The 26,594-nt window shown below is 45.4% G+C and carries 27 protein-coding genes; 7 read left to right on the top strand and 20 right to left on the bottom strand.

Annotation, left to right across the window (positions count from 1 at the left end; all coding sequences use genetic code 11):
- Positions 1-41 precede the first annotated feature (41 nt).
- The 6 genes from prpF to R8O11_RS11330 all read right to left on the bottom strand — a co-directional run bounded on the left by prpF (position 42) and on the right by R8O11_RS11330 (position 7,555).
- A complete protein-coding gene (gene prpF, locus R8O11_RS11355) occupies positions 42-1,238 on the bottom strand; it encodes a 2-methylaconitate cis-trans isomerase PrpF (protein WP_318194151.1) in 1,197 nt (398 codons plus the stop codon).
- 9 nt (positions 1,239-1,247) lie between these two features.
- Entirely contained in the window at positions 1,248-3,839 is a 2,592-nt protein-coding gene (gene acnD, locus R8O11_RS11350; protein ID WP_318194150.1) for a Fe/S-dependent 2-methylisocitrate dehydratase AcnD, read from the bottom strand.
- Between the two features lie 156 nt (positions 3,840-3,995).
- Positions 3,996-5,138 (bottom strand): 2-methylcitrate synthase, encoded by a 1,143-nt coding sequence (gene prpC / locus R8O11_RS11345; RefSeq protein ID WP_005377283.1) that lies wholly within the window; start codon positions 5,136-5,138, stop codon positions 3,996-3,998.
- A 131-nt stretch (positions 5,139-5,269) separates the two neighbouring features.
- Positions 5,270-6,166: a methylisocitrate lyase gene (gene prpB, locus R8O11_RS11340; protein ID WP_005388185.1), complete on the bottom strand. Its 897-nt coding sequence runs from the start codon at positions 6,164-6,166 to the stop codon at positions 5,270-5,272.
- 12 nt (positions 6,167-6,178) lie between these two features.
- Positions 6,179-6,892, bottom strand: coding sequence for a GntR family transcriptional regulator (locus R8O11_RS11335; protein ID WP_005377279.1), 714 nt, complete (start codon positions 6,890-6,892; stop codon positions 6,179-6,181).
- Positions 6,893-7,156: 264 nt separating this feature from the next.
- Positions 7,157-7,555 (bottom strand): GFA family protein, encoded by a 399-nt coding sequence (locus R8O11_RS11330; protein ID WP_005377278.1) that lies wholly within the window; start codon positions 7,553-7,555, stop codon positions 7,157-7,159.
- A 266-nt stretch (positions 7,556-7,821) separates the two neighbouring features.
- Here R8O11_RS11330 and R8O11_RS11325 point away from each other — a divergent pair, with 266 nt between their 5' ends.
- From R8O11_RS11325 to R8O11_RS11305, 5 genes are all read left to right on the top strand, one after another.
- Positions 7,822-8,793 carry a tripartite tricarboxylate transporter substrate binding protein gene (locus R8O11_RS11325; RefSeq protein WP_005388181.1) on the top strand — a complete coding sequence of 324 codons (972 nt, stop codon included), beginning with the start codon at positions 7,822-7,824 and terminating at the stop codon, positions 8,791-8,793.
- 238 nt (positions 8,794-9,031) lie between these two features.
- Complete coding sequence (locus R8O11_RS11320) at positions 9,032-9,526, top strand: tripartite tricarboxylate transporter TctB family protein (protein ID WP_005377273.1); 495 nt, start codon at positions 9,032-9,034, stop codon at positions 9,524-9,526.
- Between the two features lie 19 nt (positions 9,527-9,545).
- On the top strand, positions 9,546-11,072 hold the full coding sequence (locus R8O11_RS11315; protein WP_005377271.1) for a tripartite tricarboxylate transporter permease: 1,527 nt from the start codon (positions 9,546-9,548) through the stop codon (positions 11,070-11,072).
- Positions 11,073-11,351: 279 nt separating this feature from the next.
- Entirely contained in the window at positions 11,352-11,867 is a 516-nt protein-coding gene (locus R8O11_RS11310) for an adenylate kinase (protein ID WP_053307019.1), read from the top strand.
- An 81-nt stretch (positions 11,868-11,948) separates the two neighbouring features.
- A complete protein-coding gene (locus R8O11_RS11305) occupies positions 11,949-12,719 on the top strand; it encodes a sulfite exporter TauE/SafE family protein (protein ID WP_053350349.1) in 771 nt (256 codons plus the stop codon).
- Between the two features lie 294 nt (positions 12,720-13,013).
- Here R8O11_RS11305 and R8O11_RS11300 read toward each other — a convergent pair whose 3' ends face one another.
- The 14 genes from R8O11_RS11300 to sctW all read right to left on the bottom strand — a co-directional run bounded on the left by R8O11_RS11300 (position 13,014) and on the right by sctW (position 24,626).
- A complete protein-coding gene (locus R8O11_RS11300; RefSeq protein ID WP_017821698.1) occupies positions 13,014-13,985 on the bottom strand; it encodes a TAXI family TRAP transporter solute-binding subunit in 972 nt (323 codons plus the stop codon).
- A 259-nt stretch (positions 13,986-14,244) separates the two neighbouring features.
- Positions 14,245-14,610: a hypothetical protein gene (locus tag R8O11_RS11295; RefSeq protein ID WP_017821699.1), complete on the bottom strand. Its 366-nt coding sequence runs from the start codon at positions 14,608-14,610 to the stop codon at positions 14,245-14,247.
- A 353-nt stretch (positions 14,611-14,963) separates the two neighbouring features.
- The gene (vopD, locus tag R8O11_RS11290; RefSeq protein ID WP_258510469.1) at positions 14,964-15,968 is read right to left on the bottom strand and encodes a type III secretion system translocon subunit VopD; all 1,005 of its coding nucleotides are present in this window, start codon (positions 15,966-15,968) and stop codon (positions 14,964-14,966) included.
- A 10-nt stretch (positions 15,969-15,978) separates the two neighbouring features.
- A complete protein-coding gene (gene vopB / locus R8O11_RS11285; protein WP_213968092.1) occupies positions 15,979-17,178 on the bottom strand; it encodes a type III secretion system translocon subunit VopB in 1,200 nt (399 codons plus the stop codon).
- A gap of 7 nt (positions 17,179-17,185) precedes the next feature.
- Positions 17,186-17,671: a SycD/LcrH family type III secretion system chaperone VcrH gene (gene vcrH, locus R8O11_RS11280; protein WP_005377258.1), complete on the bottom strand. Its 486-nt coding sequence runs from the start codon at positions 17,669-17,671 to the stop codon at positions 17,186-17,188.
- A gap of 12 nt (positions 17,672-17,683) precedes the next feature.
- The gene (locus R8O11_RS11275; RefSeq protein ID WP_318194149.1) at positions 17,684-19,507 is read right to left on the bottom strand and encodes a virulence-associated V antigen; all 1,824 of its coding nucleotides are present in this window, start codon (positions 19,505-19,507) and stop codon (positions 17,684-17,686) included.
- A gap of 10 nt (positions 19,508-19,517) precedes the next feature.
- Positions 19,518-19,802, bottom strand: coding sequence for an LcrG family type III secretion system chaperone (locus R8O11_RS11270; RefSeq protein WP_005377254.1), 285 nt, complete (start codon positions 19,800-19,802; stop codon positions 19,518-19,520).
- A 60-nt stretch (positions 19,803-19,862) separates the two neighbouring features.
- Entirely contained in the window at positions 19,863-20,276 is a 414-nt protein-coding gene (locus tag R8O11_RS11265; protein ID WP_213968090.1) for an LcrR family type III secretion system chaperone, read from the bottom strand.
- Positions 20,276-22,402: a SctV family type III secretion system export apparatus subunit VcrD gene (gene vcrD, locus R8O11_RS11260; RefSeq protein ID WP_104979251.1), complete on the bottom strand. Its 2,127-nt coding sequence runs from the start codon at positions 22,400-22,402 to the stop codon at positions 20,276-20,278. Before vcrD ends, R8O11_RS11265 begins: the two co-directional genes overlap by 1 nt.
- Positions 22,386-22,727, bottom strand: a complete 342-nt coding sequence (vscY, locus tag R8O11_RS11255; protein ID WP_318194148.1) for a type III secretion system chaperone VscY — start codon at positions 22,725-22,727, stop codon at positions 22,386-22,388. Before vscY ends, vcrD begins: the two co-directional genes overlap by 17 nt.
- A 5-nt stretch (positions 22,728-22,732) precedes the next feature.
- Positions 22,733-23,110, bottom strand: coding sequence for a type III secretion system protein VscX (gene vscX, locus R8O11_RS11250; protein ID WP_005377246.1), 378 nt, complete (start codon positions 23,108-23,110; stop codon positions 22,733-22,735).
- Positions 23,107-23,481 (bottom strand): type III secretion chaperone SycN, encoded by a 375-nt coding sequence (gene sycN, locus R8O11_RS11245; protein WP_017634544.1) that lies wholly within the window; start codon positions 23,479-23,481, stop codon positions 23,107-23,109. Before sycN ends, vscX begins: the two co-directional genes overlap by 4 nt.
- The gene (locus R8O11_RS11240; RefSeq protein ID WP_005377239.1) at positions 23,468-23,752 is read right to left on the bottom strand and encodes a TyeA family type III secretion system gatekeeper subunit; all 285 of its coding nucleotides are present in this window, start codon (positions 23,750-23,752) and stop codon (positions 23,468-23,470) included. Before R8O11_RS11240 ends, sycN begins: the two co-directional genes overlap by 14 nt.
- Positions 23,733-24,626, bottom strand: a complete 894-nt coding sequence (sctW, locus tag R8O11_RS11235) for a type III secretion system gatekeeper subunit SctW (RefSeq protein WP_318076503.1) — start codon at positions 24,624-24,626, stop codon at positions 23,733-23,735. Before sctW ends, R8O11_RS11240 begins: the two co-directional genes overlap by 20 nt.
- A gap of 185 nt (positions 24,627-24,811) precedes the next feature.
- Here sctW and vscN point away from each other — a divergent pair, with 185 nt between their 5' ends.
- Together vscN and R8O11_RS11225 are read left to right on the top strand one after the other, a co-directional pair.
- Positions 24,812-26,134 (top strand): SctN family type III secretion system ATPase VscN, encoded by a 1,323-nt coding sequence (gene vscN / locus R8O11_RS11230; protein WP_318076502.1) that lies wholly within the window; start codon positions 24,812-24,814, stop codon positions 26,132-26,134.
- Positions 26,131-26,592, top strand: a complete 462-nt coding sequence (locus R8O11_RS11225; RefSeq protein WP_047102696.1) for a type III secretion protein — start codon at positions 26,131-26,133, stop codon at positions 26,590-26,592. The genes vscN and R8O11_RS11225 overlap by 4 nt, the downstream gene beginning before the upstream one ends.
- Positions 26,593-26,594: the final 2 nt, after the last annotated feature.

Raw genomic sequence — 26,594 nt, 5'->3', positions numbered from 1 at the left:
TCTACTCAAAGATCGCTCTTTTAATCCAAAGATCGTCTTTTTTAATCGAAGACATAGAAGGGTACACGCACAAATCCCTCCATCAGTATTCTCGCACTTCGGCTCATAATGGCTTTTTGCACCACCCAGCCCTGCTCAGTTCGCTTCGCTTGTGCCCCAACTTTTAACGTTCCTGACGGGTGACCAAAAGTCACGGACTCTTTTTCACCGCCACCAGCGGCTAAATTCACTAACGTTCCGGGCACACACGCAGCAGAAGCAATAGCAACGGCTGCTGTTCCCATCATTGCATGATGTAGCTTGCCCATCGACAGCGCGCGAACGAGCACATCAATATCCGACTCATTAACGGCTTTACCACTTGAAGACAGGTAACTTTTCGGTTTAGAAACAAACGCTATTTTCGGCGTATGTTGGCGTGTTTGAGCTTCTTCTAAATCAGAAATCAGGCCCATTTTTAACGCGCCATATGCGCGGATGGATTCGAACATCGCTAATGCTGTGTCATCGTTGTTGATATCGTCTTGCAGCTCGGTGCCCTGATATCCTATCGATTCAGCATCAATAAAAATGGTTGGTATGCCCGCGTTAATAAAGGTCGCGTTAAACGTACCTACGTCCGGTACCACTAAATCATCGACTAAGTTGCCTGTTGGGAACATGCTGCCTTCGCCATCAGAAGGGTCAACGAAATCGACTTGAATCTCAGCGGCTGGAAACGTCACGCCATCAAGCTCAAACTCGCCGGTTTCCTGGACAAAACCATTAACAATTGGAACGTGAATCAAGATGGTTTTGCTGATGTTCACCTGCCAAACACGCACCGTCACAATGCCATTTTCTGGAATGCGATCTTGTGGAATCAGCCCAGCATGAATGGCGAAGGGACCAACTGCCGCAGACAAGTTGCCGCAGTTACCACTCCAATCGACGAATGGTTTGTCGATCGACACTTGACCAAATAAGTAGTCAACATCGTGATCGGCTCTGCTGCTGCGCGAAACAATCACTGTTTTACTGGTGCTTGACGTCGCGCCCCCCATGCCATCAATTTGCTTCGCGTAAGGATCAGGGCTGCCGATAACGCGTAGCAACAGTTTGTCACGTGCGGCTCCAGCCACTTGCGCTTCTTGAGGTAAATCCTCTAGGTTGAAAAAGACACCTTTACTCGTGCCGCCACGCATGTACGTCGCGGGCACTTTTATTTGGCTTGTTTGATTCGGAGTATTATTTGACATACGCACTCCTTATTGTGCCAAGAAATCTTGCGCGAAACGCTGCAGAACACCGCCTGCGTTGTACACGTGAACTTCGTCAGCGGTATCTAAGCGACAAGTAACCGGAACATCGACTTTATCGCCGTTGCTGCGTGTGATAACCAGCGCTAAATCAGCGCCCGGCTTGATTTCTCCAACCACGTCGTAAAGTTCCGTACCACCCAGCTCTAGCGTATTGCGGTTAACGCCTGGCTTAAATTGCAGTGGTAGTACGCCCATGCCAACCAAGTTAGTACGGTGAATACGCTCAAAGCCTTCAGCAACAATGGCTTCTACGCCTGCCAGTCGAACGCCTTTTGCTGCCCAGTCACGGGATGACCCCTGACCGTAATCCGCGCCAGCCACCACGATCAATGGTTGTTTACGATTCATGTAGGTTTCAATCGCTTCCCACATACGAACCACCTGCCCTTCTGGCTCTACACGCGCCAGAGATCCCTGCACGACTTCGCCGTTTTCCTTCACCATTTCATTGAACAACTTTGGGTTAGCGAAGGTCGCGCGTTGCGCCGTTAAGTGGTCACCACGGTGAGTCGCGTAAGAGTTGAAATCTTCTTCTGGCACACCCATTTTCGCTAAGTATTCACCTGCTGCGCTGCTTGCGAGAATCGCGTTGGATGGTGATAAGTGATCAGTGGTGATGTTGTCGCCCAGAATCGCCAATGGACGCATACCAGACAATGTTCTTTCTCCCGCTAGCGCACCTTCCCAGTACGGTGGTCGGCGGATATAGGTACTCATCGGACGCCAGTCGTACAGCGGGTTGGGATTTTGCTCTTGATCATTCAGCTTAAACATCTGAATGTAAACTTGCTTAAACTGCTCAGGTTTAACATGAGTACCGACAACTGCATCGATCTCTTCATCGCTTGGCCACAAATCATTTAAGTAAATTGGTTTGCCATGTTGGTCAGTGCCCAGTGCATCGCGCTCGATATCAAAACGAATGGTACCGGCCAGCGCATAAGCGACAACCAATGGTGGTGAAGCCAAGAAAGCTTGTTTGGCGTACGGATGGATTCGACCATCAAAGTTACGGTTACCAGAAAGCACCGCTGTCGCATATAAATCACGGTCGATGATCTCTTGTTGGATTTTTGGATCCAGCGCACCACTCATACCGTTACAAGTTGTACATGCGTAACCAACAATGCCAAAGCCAAGCTTCTCTAGCTCTGGTAACAAGCCCGCTTCTTCCAGATACAAGCGTGCAACTTTAGAACCCGGAGCAAAAGACGATTTCACCCAAGGTTTACGTACAAGACCAAGTTCGTTGGCTTTCTTCGCGACAAGGCCAGCAGCAACCACGTTTCTTGGGTTACTGGTATTCGTACATGAGGTAATAGCAGCGATGATCACTGCACCATCTGGCAACTCGCCTTCTTTCTCTTCCCACGCTCCAGAAATACCGCGCTGTGCCAACTCAGAAGTTGGTAAACGACGATGAGGGTTTGACGGACCAGCCAAGTTACGGCTAACTGATGATAAATCGAACTCAAGTACGCGCTCGTAAACGGCGCTATCAAGATCGTCTGCCCAAAGACCGGTTTGTTTTGCGTAATTTTCTACTAGAGCAACTTGTTCTTCATCTCGACCAGTTAGTTTCAAGTAATTGATGGTCTGCTCATCAATATAAAACATGCCAGCTGTTGCGCCGTATTCTGGTGTCATGTTTGAAATCGTTGCGCGGTCTCCGATCGTTAGATCACGTGCGCCTTCTCCGAAGAATTCAAGATATGAAGATACCACACGCTCATTACGCAGAAACTCAGTAATCGCGAGGACAATATCCGTTGCGGTAATGCCCGGTTGACGTTTACCCGTCAGTTTGACACCGACAATATCTGGTAGACGCATCATTGATGGTCGGCCAAGCATGACGGTTTCTGCTTCCAGACCACCGACACCTATCGCAATAACACCAAGAGCGTCTACGTGAGGCGTGTGACTGTCCGTACCCACACAGGTGTCTGGGTAGGCAATGCCCTGCTTTGCTTGTACCACAGGAGACATTTTTTCCAAGTTGATTTGGTGCATGATGCCATTCCCAGCTGGAATCACGCTGACGTTTTCAAACGCTGTTTTACACCACTCAATAAAGTGGAATCGGTCTTCATTACGGCGCTCTTCAATCGCGCGGTTTTTGTCGAAGGCATCAGGGTCAAAGCCCGCATGTTCAACCGCTAAAGAGTGGTCAACGATCAATTGTGTCTCAACCACTGGGTTCACTTTTGCAGGATCACCGCCCTGATCTGAAATGGCATCGCGCAGACCCGCTAAATCGACTAGAGCGGTCTGACCAAGAATGTCATGACAAACAACGCGTGCTGGATACCAAGGAAAATCAAGATCGCGTTTGCGTTCAATTAACTGTTTCAGGCTATCTGTCAATGTGTTCGGGTCACAGCGGCGGACCAGTTGCTCAGCTAGCACGCGAGAGGTATAAGGGAGTGTTTCATAGGCTCCAGGAGAAATGGCATTGACGGCTTCGCGTGCATCAAAATAATCCAGTTGAGTTCCCGGAAGCGGCTTACGATATTGAGTATTAATATTTGTGTTCATGGTTTGCTTCCATTCAGTCTTTACATCTTGCCTTCATCAAGGTTTTCCATTGCTCCAGAAACACAGTGATGAGAGGATCTCCTTCCTCTGTTAGAGAGAATGACAAAGGAAGGAGGTGGTCAACCAAAGCATATAATGCCCTCGTTGACCTTCGCGCTAGCGATTCTCGATAGGCACCCATTCTTGATGATCTGGGCCCGTGTAATCAGCACTTGGGCGAATGATGCGGTTATTGGCACGTTGCTCATAAACGTGTGCAGCCCAGCCCGTTAAACGACTCATCACAAAGATTGGGGTGAATAGTTTGGTTGGAATGTCCATGAAGTGGTAAGCCGATGCATGGAAGAAGTCCGCATTACAGAACAGACCTTTCTCTCGCTTCATCACTGATTCAACACGCTCAGAAACCGCATATAGATGTGTATCACCAACTTGTTTCGATAGCTCTTTGGACCAGCGTTTTATTAAGGCGTTGCGAGGGTCACTTTCACGATAAATTGCATGACCAAATCCCATGATCTTGTCTTTATTGGCTAGCATTTTCATGATGTTCGCTTCCGCCTCATCGGGCGTTTGCCAATCTTCAATCATTTCCATCGCCGCTTCGTTTGCGCCGCCGTGAAGTGGTCCACGAAGCGTACCGATTGCTGCCGTGATACAAGAATGGATGTCTGACAACGTTGATGCACAAACGCGTGCTGCGAATGTAGAAGCATTAAACTCATGTTCAGCATAAAGAATAAGCGAGCAATGCATCACTTGTTTGTGCAGCGCAGATGGCGCTTTGTCTGTAAGTAATCGCAAGAAGTAACCACCGATGCAATCTTCAGTCTGATCCTCGGTGTTGATACGCACGCCATCATGACTAAAGCGGTACCAGTAACAGATGATGGCAGGGAACAAGGCAAGCATACGTTCGGTTGCTTTCAGTTGCTCCTCGAAGCTCATTTCCTGCTCTAGGTTACCCAATACAGAACAACCCGTGCGCATTACGTCCATTGGGTGTGCGCTTGCAGGAATCAACTCTAAAGCTTGTTTTAGCTCGGCTGGCAAACCTCTAAGGCTGAGTAGGTGTGTCTTGTACGCATCAAGTTCTTGTTGATTCGGCAAGTGACCGCGTAACAGAAGGTGAGCCACTTCTTCAAACTGTGCGTTGTTCGCAAGATCAGTAATATCGTATCCACGATAAGTTAAACCAGTTCCCGTTTTTCCGACAGTACATAAAGCTGTGCTTCCTGCGCTTTGACCACGAAGGCCTGCGCCACCTAATTCTGCTTTCTTTTCTGCAGTTTGAGACATTGTTTGAACTCCTTTTCTGTCTGACTTTTCCCTCTCTGGGGTGTTTTTAGCCAAACGAATTTCACGTTATTAGATGAGATAAATTCCGATTATCTTTTTCTTGGGCTTCCGTCTATTTTTGCTTTTCCCCGCTATTTCCCTTCAGAGAATAACTGGTCAAGTTTGTCTTCATAGTCGTGGTAATTCAGGTGCTGATACAACTCTTTACGTGTTTGCATCGAATCAACCAGTGCTTCCTGATTACCCACTTCTAGCAAATGTTTGTAGACCGTTTCAGCAGCTTTGTTCATGGCACGGAACGCACTTAATGGATAAAGCACCATGTCCACTTTTGCTTTCGCTAGCTCATCGCAGCCATACAGCGGTGTCGCGCCAAACTCTGTAATATTCGCCAGAATAGGAACGTGCTTTCCGGTCGCTTGCTCAAGCGCATTTGAAAACTGAAGGTACTGGTCCAGCTTGTTCATCGCTTCGGGGAAGATCATGTCTGCGCCAGCTTCCACACACGCAATCGCGCGCTCGATTGCGCTGTCCATGCCTTCAACAGCTAACGCGTCAGTACGAGCCATAATCACGAAACTTTCATCATTGCGTGCATCAACCGCGGCTTTTACACGATCAACCATCTCTTGCTGGCTGACTATTGCTTTGTTCGGACGATGACCACAACGTTTCTGTGCGACTTGGTCTTCCATGTGCACCGCTGCCGCGCCTGCTTTTTCCATCGCTTTGATCGTGCGAGCAATGTTAAATGCACCGCCAAAGCCCGTGTCGATATCAACCAAAAGAGGCAAATCACATGCGTTAGTAATGCGGTCAACATCAACCAAAACGTCGTTTAATGTTGTGATACCGAGATCCGGCAATCCGTATGACGCATTTGCGATACCGCCACCAGACAAGTAGATCGCTTGGTGACCCAAGTTTTTTGCCATCATGGCGCAATACGGGTTTATAGTGCCGACAATTTGTAGTGGATTATTTTGTTCAATGGCGAGTCTGAATTTCGCTCCCGGTGTTAAGCTCATGACGAATTCCTTCTAGTCTTTGTCTAAACTTTCTGTATGTATAATTTGAGATTGGATGAGCTTTCGACTTCCTGATATGTGTCTTCTCATCAACATTTCTGCAAGCTCTTCATCGCGATTGCGAATGGCTTCCAAAATGAATTTGTGTTCGGTGAGCGCCTCATTCGGGCGAGATTGCGCACGTGGCGACTGGTAACGATACATCCGTAATAAGTGATAGAGTTCATCACACAGCAGAGATATTAACTTACTGTTTCTGCTCGCTTGGATGATGCGATAGTGAAAATCAAAGTCACCATGTTGATGGAAGTAAGACGCGCCTTCCATTTGGTCTATATGCTTGGAATGTGTCGACAATAGCATTTCCAAGCTTAAGAGCTCTTCTTGCGTAATGTGTCGCGCAGCTAACCTTGCCGCCATGCCTTCCAATGCTTCTCGAACGGCATAAAGTTCTATCAGCTTTTCCGGAGAAAAAGTGGTCACTCTAGCCCCAACATGAGGAATTCGCTCGATGAGCCCTAGCCCCTCTAAGCGCATCAATGCTTCACGCAAAGGCCCACGACTGACTTGATATTTCTTTGCTAGCTCAGGCTCTGATATCTTATGGCCAGGCTTCACATCGCCATTAACAATGACTTCAATCAGTGTTTCGGTCAGCGTTTCGGATTTGGTGTGTTCTTTCTCAGAACCCAGCACTTTATAACGAGCTTTCAACTCAGAGTTCATATTCAGATACTCTTGTTACCGACATCGAAATGTCTACAATTTCTTAACCTGAATATAAAGTAGTCGATCAAAGTGTCGACAATCAAGTAAATTGTCGACAATTTAGACTAAGGTCGTAATTTAAATGGGCATAAAATGCCCGTTAAGTGCCTTTTTTAGCAGAAATAAAGAATGGTGAGTTCACATTGTCGACAACTTATAAACCTTTAAGCTTATGATCTAAAAACTAAAAGCTCAGCTGTCGAACAATAATCGGATAAAAAACTATTCTTTAGGTACAAATTGATCAAAGACTTGTTGCGAAGTCATCTTTTGTGAAGCGGAATTGAGGTCATAATAAGCTGGCTTTTCATCGGTAAAAATCTCTAAAGTGAGTTTGAAATCTGGGTTATCGAACAAACCAGCGGAAAGAATGTACTCACCTGTCGGCAACAAATGATAGAAAAGGTTTGTGCCGCATTCGCCACAAAAACCTCTCACCGCCCAGTCAGACGATTGATAACGCTTTGGCTCGGCCCCCTTAAACGTCACGTTAGGCCCACAATGCACCGCATGAAGTGCGCCACTCGACCATTTTCGACACATAGAGCAATGGCACAGGCTAACCTCATTTTTAACCTCAGCGATGACTTCAATTGCGCCGCACAAACACGTCCCTTTCATTCTCTTTTCCTCGTTCATTTTCCGTCATTTAATTATGGCCTACCAAAGCGTAAAGCCGCGTGACCTAACACCAACTTCTCGCCGTGAACTTTATGAACAAAATAACCGAAATGCTCAATATTCTCTTTATATCTCTTTTACAGACAGACATTTAACACTTAATTAACCTTTACACCAAGTTCAGCTTTAACGCTTACAAGGCATGACAACTGAGCAAAAACAATAAGGCTCAACTAAATAGAGTCGCTAACATAAGGAACGTGAACATGTTAAAGGTACTCAAACCAACGCTCGCCGCTTCAATCATCGCAGCTTCATTTTCATTCAACGCTCTTGCTGCAGATATTGAAAAAATGCACTTTCTTATCCCTGGAGGTGCCGGTGGCGGTTGGGACATGACCGCCCGAGGTACTGGTGATGTATTAATAAAATCAGACATCGTCGAAACCGTATCATTTCAAAACCTATCTGGTGGTGGCGGTGGCAAAGCAATCGCACATTTGATTGAAACGGCTGATCGTCAAGAAGACACACTCATGGTGAACTCAACACCGATCGTCGTTCGCTCGCTCAGTGGGATCTTCCCACAATCTTTCCGCGACTTGACACCTGTTGCCGCAACGGTTGCCGATTATGGCGCCATTGTTACATCAGCCGATTCTCCTTATAGCTCTTGGGAAGATGTCGTTAAAGCTTTTAAAGAAAACCCACGTAAGGTGAAGGTTGCTGGTGGCTCTGCTCGTGGTTCTATGGATCATTTGGTTATAGCAGCAGCTTTCAAAGGTGAAGGTTTTGATGCGCGCAAAGTTCGTTACATTGCCTATGATGCAGGTGGAAAAGCCATGGCTGCCCTACTTTCAGGCGAAACACAACTGCTCTCTACAGGGCTAGGTGAAGTACTCGAAATGTCTAAGTCTGGGCAAGTGAAAGTGTTAGCGATTACAGCACCAAAACGTTTAGAAGCTGCGCCTAACATTCCAACTCTCACCGAATATGGTAATGAAACTGTCTTTGCTAACTGGCGTGGATTCTTTGCAGCACCAGGCACAAGCCAAGAAAAGCTAGATGAATGGAATGCCGCATTTACTAAAATGTATAACACCGACGAATGGCAAGTCGTTCGAGACCGCAATGGTTGGATCGACAACTATAAAGCGGATAAAGCATTCTTCGCGTTTCTTGAAGATCAAGAGCAACAGATGGGTGACTTAATGCGCGAGTTAGGCTTCCTGAAGTAACAGTCGAATTGGGGTCCCTCAGATACCAACCTCAATGAATAACGTAGGTTGGTATTTCCCCATTGTATTTGCACTCTAAGTTTCACCGCATATGGACATTGTCGACAATCGGCATGCACACTCCTTTGTTTATATACCCAAAGCGGCTCGACTAGCAGCGAAATGCTTAATTGTTAATGGTTTAGTTTATTCATTGACGTCCATATGCGGTCTTTTTTACTTTTGTTAGGAGTTGAATATGCCTCGTTCAACCAACTTTTTCACCAAAGAGTACTTGCTCTGTCGTGACCGCGTCGGCGCAATGATCTTTCTACTCTTCTGTCTTTGCTACGGTTATCAAACCTCGCAGATTCCATTGTTTCCAGGTGATGAGTATGAACCATTCACCGCACGCACTCTGCCAACCATCCTGACTTACGTTGGTGTCGGCCTTTCTTTGCTATTGCTGGTGACAGGACAACCAGATAAACAAAGTGGCGCAGTGCTGACCTTCAATTGGAAGTTACTGATTGCCTTTTTAATTTTAATGGCGCTCTACGGCGTGGGCCTGACTTATCTAGGTTTTGTGATAGCTACTGGCTTGTTTTTATTGGCTGGCTTTTATCTGCTCGGGGAAAGACGTAAACCCGTTCTGTTTGGCGCGTCGTTTCCATTCGTGATCGCGTTCTACTTATTACTCACTCAAGGTTTGGACATCTATCTCGAACCGGGTTTGATTTTCACCATCTGGTAGCCAAAGAAAGGACTGAATTATGTTAGATGGAATTCTACAAGGTTTATCCACCGCAGTAATGCCAATGAACATTATGATGGTGATCGTTGGTTGCTTCGTCGGTACATTTATCGGCATGTTACCTGGACTTGGGCCGATCTCAGCCATTGCTTTGATGATCCCAATTACTTATGGTCTAGAGCCCTCCTCTGGCCTTATTTTAATGGCGGGTGTTTATTACGGTGCGGTATTTGGTGGTTCTACATCGTCGATTTTAATTAACGCGCCGGGTTGTTCTTCAACCGTGGTCACAGCATTCGACGGCTACCCAATGGCTCAAAAAGGCCAGGCAGGTAAAGCATTAGCTTTGGCAGCTTATTCGTCTTTCACTGGCGGTACGCTATCTGCCATTATGTTGCTTGTTGCCGCACCAGCATTGGCTAGCGTCTCCCTTAGCTTCCAATCGTCGGACTATTTTGCGTTGATGCTACTTGGGTTATCAGCAGTCGCGGCTTTTGCGGGGAAAGGTCAGGTAATCAAAGCGTGGATGATGACCATTCTTGGTTTGATGCTATCTACAGTTGGAATCGATAAAGGCGTAGGCGTTGAACGCTTTACCTTCGGTTTAACGGATTTAATGGATGGCTTTAGCTTCTTGTTGCTTGCAATGGCGACATTCGCACTGGGTGAGACACTGATGGGCATCCTTAAACCATCAAAAGACACCAGCAATGAAGAACAAGAAAAGCTGAGCAACATTGGCTCAATGAAAGTGACCAAGGAAGAAATCAAAGATGTTGCGCCTGTTTCAATTCGCTCTTCAATATTAGGTTTCTTCACTGGCGTTCTTCCTGGCGCAGGGGCAACCATTGCTGCTTTTTTAAGCTATGGTATGGAGCGCAACCTCGCACCTAAAGAGAAAAAGGATGAGTTCGGTAAAGGCAGTATACGTGGTTTGGTTGCGCCAGAGTCTGCGAACAATGCAGCATCTAGTGGTTCATTTGTACCGCTATTAACGCTTGGTATTCCGGGCTCTGGTACAACAGCAATAATGCTCGGTGCGCTGATCGCTTATGGTATTCAACCTGGCCCTCGCCTGTTTGTTGAACACCCAGATGTGTTCTGGTCAGTGATCATTTCCATGTACTTCGGCAACATCGTACTTGTGATCCTGAACTTACCGTTGATTCCGTACATTTCAAAGCTTTTGGCGGTTCCAAGAACGGTGCTTCTACCGATGATTTTATTCTTCTCAATCACCGGCGTTTATTTGGTCTCTTTTAATACTATGGATGTGTTCGTGATGCTGATTGTGGCTATGGCTGCCATTGCACTTCGGCTCGCTAACTTCCCACTCGCACCTTTATTGCTGGGCTTCATCCTTGGAGGATTAATGGAAGAGAACTTACGCCGCGCATTAATGATTTCAGATGGAGAACTGAGTTTCTTATGGGAGCGTCCTATTACCCTTACCTTTACTGTTTTAGCTGTATTGGTATTGGCAAGTCCACTAATCGTAAAGCTGATTCAAAAGTTTAAAGCACAGCCAGTCAGCGTTGAGCAGTAATCGCTGTCTCTTTCAACCTAGATAAAGCCATCCATCGTGATGGCTTTATCTTCCGCCCTCCAAATCGTTCGCTTATTGTGCAGATGGTATTGACAAATCACTGTCGTTATATGAAGGTGATTGTATGAACACACACTTAGCGCAACTTAACCAACGAATTATCATCATTCCATAGGAATGGTGGGATTTTTTGATGCGCTCAGTATTTATCGAACCCACCCATAACGGTGGGTTTTCTGTCTCTACCGTATGGGAAAAGCTCTCTTGGAGGCGGTCACAATGCAAAAAATAGCAGTTTTTGGTAAACCCGGCAGTGGAAAATCGACGGTAAGTAAAGTAATCGCGTCGGCTACCGGTCTTCCTCTTCATCAATTAGATTCAATAGTCTATAAACCAAACGGTGATCCCGTTGAGCGTAACGTTTTTGATGAAGCCCATAGCAATATACTAAGCTCAGATCGTTGGATTATAGATGGCCTTGGACCGATCAGCTCTTTTAACGCTCGTTTAGATGCAGCCGATACTCTCATTTATATTGATCTACCATACTCAGTAAGCTATTGGTTTGTGACGAAACGTCTCCTTAAAGGACTTTTCATTAAACCTGAAGGTTGGCCTGATGGTAGTTCGGTACTGAAAGGAACGTTACAAAGCTACAAAGTTCTTCAGCAATGCCCTGCATTCTGGAATGATGACTTTATGTCTCGCCTCGAGGGGTACTCTCAAACTAAAGCCGTTCATGTCATCAAAAACGTTACAGAACTGAACAATTTTGTTTTGGAGCGGGTAAAGTAAACCTCATATCAGAACATTAGAGCATGTAGGTTGGATCATCTGAAGCTCTAACAATGAAAAAGAACATAACAAGGATTGTTTATGCTTTTAGAACTCGCACTTTTATTCGTTGCTGGCGTAATTGGTGGGATCATTAACTCCATAGCAGGAGGCGGAAGCTTTATTACTTTTCCGGCTCTATTGGCAGTTGGTGTTCCTCCTATTATGGCTAACGCAACAAACACATATGCTTCATGTGCGGGTTACATTAGTGGAGCCGTCGGGTTCAGAGAAGAGATCATGAAGAACAAGCATGAACTGCTGTTCACAGTCTCATTCAGTTTAGTCGGCGGCGCTGTCGGAGCATATCTGTTGCTCAACACGCCAGAATCGCTATTTATGGAAGCTATCCCTTGGTTACTCTTATTTGCCACCGTGCTTTTTCTCACCGGTTCTCGTTTAACAATGCTAATCAAAACTGTCGCGAAAGAGCACAAACATGCTGGCATACTCGGAGCAATCGCGTTGGGTTTACTACTTGTTGGTGTCTCTGCTTACGGTGGTTTTTTCAACGCAGGTTTAGGGGTTATTGTTCTGAGCTATCTGGTAGTAGCTGGCCACCAAGACATTAATTTAATGAACGGTTTGAAATTGCTCGTATCTACGTGTGTTTCACTCATTGCTATCGTGATTTTTGTTGCCAATGGCTCCATTGACTGGCACACAGGTAGTGTTGTTTTGGTCGGTACGTTGGTAGGTGGGTATCTTGCAGCTCGTGTCTCTCGTCAACTGAATCCTAATCATGTTAAAGGGTTTGTTGCTCTTTCTTCTATTCTCATCACTCTCTACTTTTTCATTGATGTTTATGTTTAAGCAAAACTTGTACAAGTGGATAACAATCCTACAAAAAACGCTAGCGCGAAAGATTAATGCAGATAGCTTAACGATTTTTTGTGTCACTCCAGCGAGGTTAGGAATCTAATAACACTACACTAAGCGGCTAATGAAACCATTTTGATCACAAAGTGCTCGGATAGAAGATCCTGTATCACGCTCCTTCGTCGCTGTACAGGATGACGAGAAATAGAAATATGCCACTCGCGGTTAAACGAGTGGCATTGATCGAGAAAGATGGCGTTTTACATCAATAATAAGAGAAAGTAACGCTTACTTAATCAGCCCTACTTCTTTGTAGTATTTGAGCGCACCTGGGTGAAGAGGCGCAGATAAACCGTCTTTTACCATTTCCTCTTTCTTCAAGTTTGCAAACGCTGGGTGGAGACGGCGGAAATCATCGAAGTTTTCAAATACCGCTTTAACCACGTTATAAACCACATCTTCTGGTACCGCAGTAGAAGAAACAAACGTCGCGCCCACACCAAAGGTTTGAACATCACTATCTGTGCCACGATACATACCACCTGGGACATTTGCGACACGATAGAAGCTGTTGTTTGCAACCAGTTTTTCTACATTAGGTCCAGCTACCGTTACGATATTACTATCACACGACGTAGTGGCTTCTTTAATCGCTCCACTTGGGTGACCAACGGTATAAATCATCGCATCAATTTTGTTATCACAAAGTGCTTTTGATTGCTCTGCTGCTTTTAACTCAGAGACAAGCTTAAAGTCGTCGTTACTCCAACCATACTGGTTCATTAGTACTTCCATAGTACCTCGCTGACCAGAACCAGGATTACCAATGTTAACGCGCTTACCTTTCAAATCATCAAAAGTTTTGATGTTCGCGTCTTTACGTGCAACGACAGTAAACGGTTCTGGATGAACGGAGAATACGGCGCGTAGCTCTTTAAAAGGCCCGCTTTCTTCAAACTTACTGGTTCCTTTGTAAGCATGATACTGCCAGTCTGATTGCGCGATACCGAGGTCCAATTCACCAGCACGAATAGTGTTGATGTTATAAATCGATCCCCCAGTACTTTCTACCGAACAACGGATACCGTGATCTTCTCGCGATTTGTTAACCAAGCGACAAATAGCGCCACCAGTCGGATAATAAACCCCTGTTACGCCACCGGTACCAATCGTGACAAACGTTTCCTCCGCAGACGCAGAAAAGCCTGTTGTGAGTGCCGCCAAAGAAGCCGCAAGTGCGATTTGCTTAAACTTAAACATTGAACATCCCTTTTACTTGTGTTGATGACCGTTTAAGTATAGCAACCGTTAACAATTTGATAACGTTTGAGTTCTCATCCTTGGCGGTTAGCTTAGTAATCACCATTTTATTGGCATATTCTGCCGTTATATAATGGCTCTATATAAGCGTAAACCGTATAGTCTAGAAAATTAAATCTTTAGACTGATATGTCCATTCTAAATTATCTATTAAATAGAAATACTCAGGTCAAATTACTATAATCTTGTTAAATAACCTTTATTCTATATAAATATGATGAGTTATAACTCCAGCCAGAAGACATGATGTACTTGAAATAAATAATACGAATGAGAGAACAAACAATCGTTGAATATGAATTGGAACCTTATCCCTCTTCTCTAACATTTTATATCGTTTCGCATGAAAAGTGCTCAGAAAAACAGTTCCATATTGTAGTACTCCGTGACCTGATAAGAATATATTCAGAGTGTAGTATCGAACTCCATTATCAAGAGCATCTTCAAGATACTTCAACCACTTGGATTTCAAATAAATAACAAACAAAAACCAAGCAAATATACCTAAAATTCCAACCGTAGTCAGATAAATCACTAAATCTGATGCTAAACTGATATCTTCCATCTTCGACTACTTATTAAGTTGAGTTTTATATAATTCTGTTCCCAAATACTCACCAGTCGAACTACCATATTTTGTTATTGAGTATCTAATTACACCCTTCACTACAAAAAATTCTTAAACACACTTTTTGTGAATAATAATGGCACTTTAACTTAATTTTACGCAACAAGGCTACTATGAAGTTGTTAGCTTTGAGCTGAGTTCAACAAAAACAGTAACTTTTATGCAATGTAACTCACTACGTTATATTGCTTTACAAACAAATCACCCAGTAAATATCCGTATCTATTTTATATAGCTGAAATAAAAAAAGCGTTGTATAAACAACGCTTTGTAGTTAGTGAAACGGATGGTTACACCGTTGGGACTGATGCTCGCCACGCTTGGTTCTGGCTATCTGAGATAGATCGGAACAAGTCACGTAGCTCTTTCAATAAACCTTCTTGGAAACCAATGTTTTCATCGGCTTTCTGTTTGGCTGCTTGTGCGCGAGTCGCTTGTACTTCATCATCTTTGCTGCGCGCTTGCGCTTTGGTTTGCTCTACATTCGATGCTGAGTTTGCCATCTGGCCCAAAGCTTGAAGAATAGCGTTCTTCGCTTGGTTTGAGCTCATCAACTTATCGAACTTACGGCCACCACTTGTCAGCTGCGCTGTCGTGTCTGCGATATTGTCTTTCGCTAGTGAGTGCGCACGCTTAACCTGATCTTGCTGCGTTTTAGACAAGCTATTGTTATTTAATAACTCTTCTGCTTGATCGAAGCCAGCTTTTTGCGTTTTAAGTACATTATTGCTCGCCATTTCATTCTTGATTTCTTTCCCTGCTTTGAAAGAACCAAGGGCACCAATAATTGCGGTAGCACCCGCTAGTACACCCGAAACGACTGCCATCGCGATCATCGCGCTTGCCGAGTTGTTGAGTTCTGCCGCTTGGCTTTCTAAACTCGCGACGTTTGCTTCAACAGCAATTTCACGTTGTAGCACTTGCTGCTCACGGCTCAGCTTTGATACTTGATACAACAATGTTAATAGCGTCAACGATTGTGATACCGCATCTGATGGTGACTTGATCACCTCCTCACCGTTAAGCGCTTTCATCGTTGTGCTCATTAATGAGCTCACCGTCGGTGCAAGAGCGCTCATTAGGTTTGCAACAACTTGAGCTTGGTTACTCACTGTAGGAGCTTTAGGCGTCTCTAACTGGTAGCGTGCTGCACCAGAAACACCTGACTCACTTTGGCTTTTAACGGCGCCCGCTTCAAGCTTTGTTTCCGGCGCTTTTTTTGCTTTGTTGGTTTTAATGGTATCGCCTAAACCGTATAGTTCACCACGACCCGTTCCGCCTACTTTATCTAGCATAATAAACTCCTTATACCGTTGCAGGACGGCTTAACACCGTTTGCATAGTTTCACTTTTCGCTTGAATCATTTGCATGATGAGGCTCATCAGCTCTTGGAAGTCTTCCATCAACTTACCAATCTCTTCTTTGAGCTTATCAATGACAGCCTGGCTTAACGTCATTTTGGCTCGAAGGTCTGTGATATCAGCCTGAATCTCTGTCACGTGAGCATTGTTAGCAGCATGGACACTGTCCGTTGCGCCTTTACCCACATTGACGGCAAGATCGACGGTTTCTGCGCCATAACGAATCGCTTTCGCTGTTGTTGTCGCAGCTTTTGTGCCCATATCCGCCACTTTCGCCATGTTTGCAGCGGCTTTCGTAGCGATTTCCGTGACCTTTTGAGCTACCTTACCAGCACCTTTTGCTGCAAGTTTCGCGATACCGCCAGCAGCTGCACCACCAAACGTCACAACAGCTCCGATAACCGCGACGGCGATTTCTAATGCCATTACGACTTTGTTTAGCACATCGACATTTACGCCCGCTTCTTTTAGCGCATCTTGAACGGCTGGCTCTTGCAACGCCATGCTCACTGCTCCCATGACGCCACCAGCGATCATAAGTGCACCGGCTGCTGCACCAACACCCGTTGCCACCATTACGGCACCAACAACAATAGAAACCACCGCACTGATCCAACCAAAGATCTTCGCTGCTAAGCCTGATTTTTGGGCTTCTTTTGCAGCGGCTTCCGATTCTTTGATTTTGTCTTGGTTTTCCACCATCTCTTTTTCGTGCTTAGCTTTTGCGACCTTCACTTCCTGAATTTTCAGCTCGTTTTGAGCACTTTTCAGTTTATCCGTGATAGCAGCAAGCTCTACTTCAAAATCATCAGCAGATCCTGCGATGATTTTGACGGCAATCGAACCTGTTTGGTCTGCAACTGCATGGAGAGATTTTGCAATGGTATCGACGATCTTTTGCAGCTGTGCCATGGCTTTTAGCGTCAAATCATTCACTTTGTCACTAACAGCTGCGTTAGGTGCATCTAACTGAACTTTTACTTTTCCGGTGTTCAGTACATCTGCATCTTTACTCTTCACGTTTTCTACCGTCACAGAAGGCGTCGCTGTAGACGCCGTTTTCTGCACGTTATCTAACGTGGCTTGGCCAGATTCAAGGCTATAAACCTGTGTCTGGATGCGGTCAAGTGCAATAGAACTCATAGTCTAATTACTCCTTTTTATTTCTCACCGCTTCTAACATGATGCCTGCACGCTCATGCAAATCTGCATATTGTGATTTTCCGGCAGACATCTCCTTCGCGCTATAAAACCCACTCTCTGCTTCTGTCAGTTGTTCCAGTTTCAGGTGACATTCAGCAGAGTGAAAAGGTGGGCGTGGATCATTTACGTCCACTAGCGCTGCGTAGCTGTAGGCGTCTATTGCCTGCAGATACTCACCCAACTCCTGACGAGCCGCGCCAAGGCCAATGAAAAATCGCGCCTGATAATGATCAAGCATGCTGAGTAATTGAAATACTTTCGCTGCTTGCTCAATCTTTCCCGATTGGAAAAAGTTGTAACCTACGGCATAAATGTGTTCGATGGTGTCCTGAGACACATCGTGCAACATTTTTAGCGTGCCTCCCTCTTCCAGAAAAGACAGCAGCTCTTCTGCTTGCATTTGGGATGGATCGGTCGCGTTTGTTTTAGTCATGGTTGGTTATCCTTAAATGGCTCGTAGGATTTCTTGTAAAATACTGTGGTACTTCTGAACAAACTTGTTCATCGCTTCAACGGTCGAGTTGTATTGAGAACTGGTGTCGTTCAGCTCAGTGGTTTTGATTTGCACTTCATCGTTAAGCAACTTGGATTTAGCACTGACAGAACTAGAAAAATTAGACAGTTTTTTCGACTTCTCTTCGTCTTGGTACGACGCACCATCACCGATAGTAATACCTTGTGTTTGAAGGAAGTCTCGATGGTTTGTTATCTTATTATCCGTCAAATACTTGTACTCAGGTGAAGCTTCAAAATCCGTTTGATTACTGTAGTTAAAGTCACTCGCTTTGAAGTTACTTTCTGGATATCCCGGTTTATAAACCCCATCAACACTTTGCGTAGAGTGAATTTTTGATTGCACAACACCAAAAACTTTAAGCTGTATTGTGAGATCCTCTAATGCCTCTTTCTGGTCATTACGTTTCTCTAAACGGTTAACACGACGCTCATTTAGTGCAAGCAGCACTTGCTCATCAAAACGGTCTCCAATGCTGGACTCAACAACGGCCAACAAATCACGAGCCGTTAGAGAGTGCTCTGCTCTCACCTCGCGATCCGCTTTCTCTTTATCGGTGATATTGAGTAGACGCTCTTTCAATGCCCCTAAGTTCTTGCGCAATGCCTCGTATCGCTCAGTAAATGAAGCCCCGGTAGATTCACCTTTTACTATTTTTTCAAACTGTAATCGGATATCTCGTTCGGTGTTTTCTTTGATCAAATTAACTTGAGCTGCCGTTATTTGTGTCTTTTGGACATCGGCTATCGCTCTGTCCTGGTAAAAGTCGTCGATTTCTATATTTGTTAAACTCACCGCGAAGTTGGCGAACAGACTAGAAAGGGTCAAAGGCTCAGTTCCACCAATGACAGTATTAAGTGCTGCTTTTAGATTGTTCGTTCCACTCGCCTCACCATAAGCTGCGCTATATTGGCCTTTCACTTGAGCGGCCATTTCATCTAACGCTTCTTTAAGCTGCTGTTTAGAAATACCAGGAGTCCAGGTAATTCTGTTAGCTAGCGCACTTGCGTCATCGGTGCTTAAAGTAATACCGATGCCTTGAAAACTACTTTTTAATTGAGCTGAGACTTGAAGAGCGAAACTCTCTTTAGTCAACAGAAAATCCGAGCTCTTCAGTTGCGCGAGATTAACGGAACCTAAGCTACTAAAGGCATTGCGAAGAAAAGAAATAGAAGCATCTCTCACTTCACGGGAGCCCATTTGACTAGCAAGCTCTGCAACAAAAAGAGAAATTTCTTTGGTGGCATTAGCCAGACCTGTCTCGGAGAGGTTGGCGATCTGCTCCGCTTGGTTACTCTGAGTCCCCAAATTGAATTGACTAACAAACTCAGTAGATAACGAGCTATCTACGTTTTCCGTCAGTAACTTACTAAACCAAGCCTGAAACTGATTTGATAGCGTTTGGTTTGTTTGAGCATTAAACTCGGCTGCGGTTAATTCGCCATCTGAGTTAGCACTTTGTAGCGACTTTATCCAAACAGATGCGGTGTCGGTCAATGATATACCAGCAAACGCGTTATTTTTCGCTTTTAGGTTTTCAAGCGTATCAACATAAAGCGCGATGCTTTGTGATTCCGTTTGTCCCGAGATAGTTGGCAATGAAGAGATTAGAGAGGCAAGTTGCTGAGTCTCAGCTTCACCCAGTACAGGGGTAAATGCCTCTATCAAGTTTTGTTGGAAAGTGGGTAATGGTGCACTACTCGCAGCTGTGTCTGTTGCTCCTGTCGTAGAGCCAGTCGTTTTCATATTCGTCATTTCCAAACCTCTAAATCATCATGCCGCGCATCACTGTGGGACGCTTTCTGCGTTTACCTGACGTACCTTGTAGCTGAGTTTGTTGTTGCCGGCGGCGCTGGACTTCGTCTATTAGCTCTTGCTCTGCACGTTTCATGGTATCTACTGGCGCTTTTATGCCGCCAAGTAAAACATCCCCCGCAACAGGACCAACACCTAAGCCTTCCAATAGCTCGTTAAAAATATCGGTTCTGTCTTCAGCTTTTCTAATGGCAAGCTCAGCATTCTCAATCGCATCGGTAAACGGTTGCTTCATCTTGATTCCTATCTTAAAGCGGGTCATCTCATCGGTGCTGTCAGTAACAGTCGTGAGTTTTTACTTTTTCAACTTTTTCAAAGGTCTATAATCTGCTAGGCGTAAACAGTACCAGTCGTCTAGCTCATCATGGCTTGCACCGCATGCTTTTAGATAGAACTGTGCCAATCGCTGGCTGCTCATGTTGCTACCACGTAACACATCGACATTGCCGCGAATGACCCAATCGGAGGGATAAAGTTGAATGGCATGTTCAGCCAAGAGAAATAAGCCGGCAAAGGGGTTACTCAACCCCAATTTTGGACGAATGCGTTTCAGAAGAACGATGATGATTTCACCGTCCTCCACCCGAAAAACGAGCTCTAAGCCTCCAACTTCAATTCGATAACCAAGTTGAATTTCACTTTGTTGCCAAAAGTATGGCGTCACTTCGATCCCCGCTTGCGCCAGCGAGAGTATTAGTTTTGTTTTCATTACATCCCCACCCTTCCAAGTGGCTGAATATTGATTTGCTGGGTTAGTTCTTGAAATGACAAAACGGGCAGATCGTAGTATTCCGATTCAATAAGCTTTCGCACATATCGGCGTACATCCATAGACACAACTAGCACAGGTTTATTCGGCATGCGGCTTAAGTCACCAATGGTCTGTTTCACATCACTGACAAATTGTTGCGTTACTGACGGGTCTAACGCCAAGTAACTCCCTGCTGAGGTTTGACGAATACCGCTGCGTATTGTGTCTTCGAGACTTTGATCCAATAAGTAAGCGGGCAACATGTTTTGTCCGCTCGCGTATTTGTAGCAAATGTAACGTTTTAAGCTGGAACGAATGTACTCCGTCAGCTGTACAACATCTTTCTCTTTTTGGCCCCACTCAACCATCGCTTCCAAGATCACGCGAAGGTTTCGGATAGAAATGTCTTCAGAAACCAAGCGTTGCAAGATTTCCGTCATTTTTTGCAACGGAACAATACGCTGGGCCTCTTTGACTAGCTCCGAATAACTGCCTTCCATCTGCTCCAACAGATAACGCGTCTCCTGAATACCAATAAAGTCTTGCGCGTACTCCTTAAGAACATGAGACAAGTGGTACGTTAAAATTCTGTCGGGTGTGAGAAAACCTACATGACTGGCTACGAGTTTTTGCTCATAACTCTGTGCCACCCAAATGCTAGAAATACCAGGTAGAAAATCTTCATCTTGCTCATAAGGCACGCCTAATAAATCGATCTGTTCATTCCCTTCTGTCACCAAGAGTTGATCTTTAACAATTCGTCCTCGTGCAACCGGGACTTCTTGTAACTGAATTAAGTACTCGCCATTTTGCATCCCCTCGTTAAAGCGCAGGTGGATGCCTGGGAAAGGCACGCCTAGGTCGAGATATAGTGCGCGTCTAACCCTTGCTAGCTCTTCATTTAATGCGACCGCTTCCAAGCTTTCCTGAAGGCTCGCGTCAAGATCAATCAACAGCGGGACCGTCATGGCGAACTCTTCTTGCTCACCTAACTTACCTTTGCTGTTTCTAGAAGGCGTGGGTTTGCTTGGCTTCGCTGCTGGCGAACCGGCCCCTTGCGAAACAAAGCTTGATAAGTCGGTGCTATCTGATTCCGCTTGTTTTTTCTGTTGATAGAAAAGGAAGAAACCACCACCACCAACCACGGCGGCCAAGACCAGAAAAGTGATTTTTGGAAACCCAGGGATGAGTGCGAACAGCACCAAAAGCACACCACCAATAAGAAGTGCTCGTGGCTGAGCAATCACTTGCCCACCAATATCCGATCCAAGATCAGAAGAGTCTTCATGGGAAACACGCGTCACGATAATACCGGCGGTAATCGCGATAAAGAGTGCCGGGATCTGCGATACCAAACCATCGCCAACGGTCAAAATCGCAAACAACTCAAGTGCTTCAGAAGCACTCATGCCTTTTTGCGTTACCCCGATCGTGACGCCACCTAAGATGTTGACCACAATGATGACCAGACCCGCAATGGAGTCGCCTTTAACGAACTTCATCGCGCCATCCATCGAGCCATACATTTGGCTTTCTTTTTCAATCAGTGATCGTCGGTGCCTAGCTTCGTGTACGTCAATTACTCCGGCACGCATGTCACCGTCAATACTCATCTGCTTACCAGGCATCGCATCGAGTGAGAAGCGCGCACTAACTTCTGCTACCCTTTCTGAGCCTTTGGTGATCACCATAAACTGAACAATGGTAATGATCAGGAACACAACAATACCGACCACTAAGTTACCGCCCACAACGAAGTTACCGAATGTATAAACGATTTGACCAGCATCGCCTTGTAGCAAGATCAAACGGGTTGTCGTGATAGATAAAGACAGACGAAACAATGTCGTGATCAATAGCACCGCAGGAAATGCAGAGAACTCAAGTGGCGTGGTGATGTAAATCGCTAACATAAGCAGCACCACTGCAATGCTCATGTTGGTGCCAATCAGTACATCCACCAGTGCGGTAGGAAGTGGCAATATCATCATAAAGACGATCGCGAGTAACATCACCGCAAGCATGATGTCTTTGCGTTGCCCTACTTTGTTTAGAATATCGATCAACTTATTCATGTGATTCACTATTTAAAGATTGCAGATAGCGTCGGTGCGCTTGGCGTGCCCCATCGACGTCATTTTGTTTCCAACGCGCTTGGCTTAAACAAAACCAGAGTCCTGCCGAGTCAGGATGAAGGTCGGATTTTAATAGGTGCTCACACACCTCAATCGCCCGGGTATATTGACCACTTTGTAAACACGCCACAGCAAGTGTTTGCATCGCCTCTTTGTGCTGCGGTTCTATTTCTAGAACCGCATCGAGAATAGAAATGGCATGCTCTGGCTTTTGGTATTGAACTTGTAGCGCAGCGTGAACAAGTAAGAGTTCAATGTCTTTGGATCTCAACATGTTGGTTAGACCTGGATAAGGAGATTGAGCGCCATAGTGAGGTAACGCTGATCAAGTTGTGTACTTTGTAGCGTTTCAGATGCTTTGATAAAAGAAGCGGAGCCTGAATCCTGTGCAAGAACTTGCAGCTGAGCTAACGTTTCATCAAATTGTTGACGGTATTTTTCTGGACGCAACAACTCTGAGTGCAGCAGCTTGGGCTTAGTTAACGCGATGAGATATTGGTCTGAAGGCCGGAGGTCATAGAGCTTCTCTAAATGTGTAGCGACCGCCTGACCATCAGGAAGCAATTGAAATCGCTCTGGGAAATCGGCCTTAACTTCACTATGAGTAACATGCGTAAAGGCTTCGATGCCTACGTTTAAAGTGCTGACTCGAGTCATGAGCCTGCCACATCGTTATGTAGACGAGCCAAAAGCGTAAACGCTTGCTCTAAGGTCGGAAGTGTTACTTCTTCTCCTTTTAGCCTTGCTGAAAAAACCAGAGTTTGCTCATCTAACAAGCCGGTTTTAATTTCGAAAGGCCAGCCTTGATCGGCATGACACAAACACAGTGCACTTTGAATCATGTCACTGATTTGATGCCAAGATAACGCTCGAGACAACATCAAGAATAACTGCTCACCCTGTCGCTCAATATGCAGCGTACCACTTTGCTCAAAATCCAGCTGCACCCGTCCAGCTGATGAGAAATCGACGGCATCGAGCCCCATTCCTCGGCAAAATTCATCGACGGATGCATCAATCCAACTCATCTTCCCACGCTTCCTCTTCTTCTATATCAATGGCTTCGTCTAGCGCCTTTTGTACCGCTTGGATTAAATTCTGTCGTTGTTCTTCATCGGCGAATACGTCAATTGGGATTGCGCGGACTAACTTATGGAACTCTCGAAAAAAATCGATTTTTTGTTCTACAGCCGTCAATTCCATTGCGTTGGCGACTTTCCATATCTCATCACTGCTTACCCATCGCTGCTCTACCAACGCAATCACATCAGCCATCAAATTAGAAACTTGATAAGCCATAATTCGTCCTTTCCGGTTTAAACATTTGGAACAGCTGACTCACACGATCTTGCAACGTATTCAGAGTTTTGAGTTTTTGCATATCGGACATCAACCACTGCAACTTAACCGAATCGATACTGCTACCTTGAACACTAAGATCTGCACTCATGCCTTGCAGCATAAAGTCAACAGCAGTCGATACCTCCTGCTCACCAAAGCGCGCCACTACATCTTGATAAGCCGCGCCGAGCCCTTGATAACTATGAACGGTATCGCGGTAGAAGCCGCGCAGCTGATGCAAAGAGCTAAACTCTTGCTCTTGGCTGTATTCATCAGCAAAATTTGAGACACGGATTTCCGTATCAATTTGAGACCATGTATCTGGGTTTTGCTCGATTCTTAGAAGTGCTTGGTCAATCAGCGCTAGTAGGTGTTTACTTTCTGGACTCGCACTCAAAAACTTTTTCACGGCTTTTAGGGCGAGGTATTGATGGATTTTCTCCTCGGAAAACCCATTCAAGTAGGCTTGTAATTGCGCGATGGTCGAGATATTTCCTCCCGCCATTTTTGTAGCCAAATCTTTGATCTTTTGATTCTTTTCAAGATCAGGGACTTTTCTTAAATAGTCCGAAACGAGTTCATGTGCTTCATTAACTCGAACACCACTGTCTTTCACTTTGCGCTTAGTCAGATCTTTCTCTGCTTTTTCGGAACCGAGTGAAGTGAGTTCTTCCATCGCATCAAAAAGTGATTGTGTGGCATTGTGAACACGGACGGTTTCACCGCGATAATTGCCTTTTTGTGAAACGTCGGGACGAGACGATTCCAACCCGCTTTGGATAGACGCATCAAACTTTGGATTTGTTGCGATATGATTGTTGATAATACTCATTCACTTGCACTCCTTCCGCACAATACAGGCGAATTATAGGAAGTGCGCTTTTTTGAAGCTGTCAAAATCAGACGTGTTTTTTTAGTGCGCTTTCAGTTTTCTAAAAACTCCCGACTGATATTCACTATAAATTGATTCTTATACTTTCTATTCTCTCAGCATCAATCATTGCGCATATTTTTACCTTGAACGATTTCTCATACATCACTGATATCCAACAATCTGCGATTAAACACACGCGTTTGATCCAAATTCGCGGGCGCGTTACACAAGTCACCGGCACCATTATCAAAGCTGTCGTCCCTGGCGTTCGTGTAGGTGAACTGTGTGAGTTGCGTAATCCCGATCAAACTCTGTCTTTGTTAGCGGAAGTGGTTGGCTTCCAGCAGCATCACGCTTTGCTCACCCCATTAGGAAATATGTTTGGGATTTCCTCAAATACAGAAGTAAGCCCAATGGGCAAAATGCACGAAGTGGGTGTTGGCGACCACCTGTTAGGTAAAACGCTTGACGGGCTTGGACGTCCTTTCGATGGTACGCAAAGTCAGGAACCAAGTGCTTGGTATCCTGTTTATCGCGATGCGCCACCACCAATGCAACGTAAACTAATTGAAAAGCCAATCTCTCTTGGCGTTCGATCCATTGATGGGCTACTGACCTGTGGTGAAGGTCAGCGCATGGGTATTTTTGCAGCGGCTGGCGGGGGTAAAAGTACCCTACTGGCAAAACTGATTCGCTCCGCAGAAGTTGACGTGACCGTTCTCGCCTTAATTGGTGAACGCGGACGCGAAGTGCGCGAGTTTATTGAGCATGACCTAGGCGAAGAAGGAATGGCCAAATCGGTTTTAGTGGTCGCTACCTCTGATCGCCCAGCAATGGAGCGTGCCAAAGCCGCTTTTGTTGCCACTTCTATCGCAGAATATTTTCGTGATCAAGGTAAACGCGTGCTACTGCTGATGGATTCTGTAACGCGTTTCGCCCGCGCACAGAGGGAGATTGGACTAGCCGCAGGCGAGCCACCAACACGACGTGGCTATCCGCCTTCTGTTTTTGCCGCTTTGCCAAAGCTGATGGAACGAGCTGGACAATCAGACAAAGGATCAATTACAGCACTGTACACCGTGTTGGTGGAAGGTGACGACATGACGGAGCCTGTCGCGGATGAAACTCGCTCAATTCTAGACGGGCACATCATTCTCTCGCGCAAACTTGCGGCAATGAACCATTATCCCGCCATTGATGTACTTCGCTCAGCAAGCCGAGTGATGAATCAAATCGTTGAATCCGATCATCAGGCGTCTGCTGCTCATATTCGCGAAATGTTAGCTAAGTATGAAGAAGTTGAACTGCTAATCAAAATTGGCGAATACCAACATGGCGCAGATAGTCGAGCGGATTTGGCCATTGCACAAAGTGATGATATACGCGCCTTTTTACGCCAAGGCACTCATGAACCAAGCGATCTTGATGGCGCTATCGCTCAACTTAAAGGGATGGCGAAACAATGATAGAACGCTTATTAGAAATCAAAAAAATTCGCGCTGAACGTGCGGATAAAGCCGTCAAGCGTCAAGAATACCGAGTGTCAAACGCCGCAGCACAGGTTCAAAAGGCCGAACGTTCTGTCGCGGACTATCACGTTTGGCGCCAGGAAGAAGAAGAGCGACGTTTTGCTAAAGCAAAACAACAAACGCTCGTTCTCAAAGAGCTAGAAACATTAAGACAAGAAGTCGCGTTGTTAAGAGAGAGAGAAGCCGAACTTAAACAACGTGTGGCCGAATCAAAAAAAGCGCTTGAAATCGAACGCTCGGCACTTAAAGAAAAGCAAAAAGAGGCGCGACAAGCCCATAAAACCAAAGAAAAATTCGTTCAGTTGCAGCAACAAGAAGTCGCGGAAAAATCGCGAGAAAGGCAATACCAAGAAGAACTCGAACAGGAAGAGTTTCGCACTGTCGACATTATCTAAAG

It is taken from the genome of Vibrio sp. 1288 (assembly GCF_033344475.1).
The sequence above is the reverse complement of the archived record's forward strand: the minus strand, read 5'-3'. Positions and strand labels throughout refer to the sequence as shown.

Coding starts and splice junctions, on each gene's coding strand:
- prpF (WP_318194151.1), bottom strand. CDS start 1,238: ATGTCAAATAATACTCCGAATCAAACAAGCCAAATAAAAGTGCCCGCG.
- acnD (WP_318194150.1), bottom strand. CDS start 3,839: ATGAACACAAATATTAATACTCAATATCGTAAGCCGCTTCCGGGAACT.
- prpC (WP_005377283.1), bottom strand. CDS start 5,138: ATGTCTCAAACTGCAGAAAAGAAAGCAGAATTAGGTGGCGCAGGCCTT.
- prpB (WP_005388185.1), bottom strand. CDS start 6,166: ATGAGCTTAACACCGGGAGCGAAATTCAGACTCGCCATTGAACAAAAT.
- R8O11_RS11335 (WP_005377279.1), bottom strand. CDS start 6,892: ATGAACTCTGAGTTGAAAGCTCGTTATAAAGTGCTGGGTTCTGAGAAA.
- R8O11_RS11330 (WP_005377278.1), bottom strand. CDS start 7,555: ATGAAAGGGACGTGTTTGTGCGGCGCAATTGAAGTCATCGCTGAGGTT.
- R8O11_RS11325 (WP_005388181.1), top strand. CDS start 7,822: ATGTTAAAGGTACTCAAACCAACGCTCGCCGCTTCAATCATCGCAGCT.
- R8O11_RS11320 (WP_005377273.1), top strand. CDS start 9,032: ATGCCTCGTTCAACCAACTTTTTCACCAAAGAGTACTTGCTCTGTCGT.
- R8O11_RS11315 (WP_005377271.1), top strand. CDS start 9,546: ATGTTAGATGGAATTCTACAAGGTTTATCCACCGCAGTAATGCCAATG.
- R8O11_RS11310 (WP_053307019.1), top strand. CDS start 11,352: ATGCAAAAAATAGCAGTTTTTGGTAAACCCGGCAGTGGAAAATCGACG.
- R8O11_RS11305 (WP_053350349.1), top strand. CDS start 11,949: ATGCTTTTAGAACTCGCACTTTTATTCGTTGCTGGCGTAATTGGTGGG.
- R8O11_RS11300 (WP_017821698.1), bottom strand. CDS start 13,985: ATGTTTAAGTTTAAGCAAATCGCACTTGCGGCTTCTTTGGCGGCACTC.
- R8O11_RS11295 (WP_017821699.1), bottom strand. CDS start 14,610: ATGGAAGATATCAGTTTAGCATCAGATTTAGTGATTTATCTGACTACG.
- vopD (WP_258510469.1), bottom strand. CDS start 15,968: ATGCTAGATAAAGTAGGCGGAACGGGTCGTGGTGAACTATACGGTTTA.
- vopB (WP_213968092.1), bottom strand. CDS start 17,178: ATGAGTTCTATTGCACTTGACCGCATCCAGACACAGGTTTATAGCCTT.
- vcrH (WP_005377258.1), bottom strand. CDS start 17,671: ATGACTAAAACAAACGCGACCGATCCATCCCAAATGCAAGCAGAAGAG.
- R8O11_RS11275 (WP_318194149.1), bottom strand. CDS start 19,507: ATGACGAATATGAAAACGACTGGCTCTACGACAGGAGCAACAGACACA.
- R8O11_RS11270 (WP_005377254.1), bottom strand. CDS start 19,802: ATGAAGCAACCGTTTACCGATGCGATTGAGAATGCTGAGCTTGCCATT.
- R8O11_RS11265 (WP_213968090.1), bottom strand. CDS start 20,276: ATGAAAACAAAACTAATACTCTCGCTGGCGCAAGCGGGGATCGAAGTG.
- vscY (WP_318194148.1), bottom strand. CDS start 22,727: ATGTTGAGATCCAAAGACATTGAACTCTTACTTGTTCACGCTGCGCTA.
- vscX (WP_005377246.1), bottom strand. CDS start 23,110: ATGACTCGAGTCAGCACTTTAAACGTAGGCATCGAAGCCTTTACGCAT.
- sycN (WP_017634544.1), bottom strand. CDS start 23,481: ATGAGTTGGATTGATGCATCCGTCGATGAATTTTGCCGAGGAATGGGG.
- R8O11_RS11240 (WP_005377239.1), bottom strand. CDS start 23,752: ATGGCTTATCAAGTTTCTAATTTGATGGCTGATGTGATTGCGTTGGTA.
- sctW (WP_318076503.1), bottom strand. CDS start 24,626: ATGAGTATTATCAACAATCATATCGCAACAAATCCAAAGTTTGATGCG.
- R8O11_RS11225 (WP_047102696.1), top strand. CDS start 26,131: ATGATAGAACGCTTATTAGAAATCAAAAAAATTCGCGCTGAACGTGCG.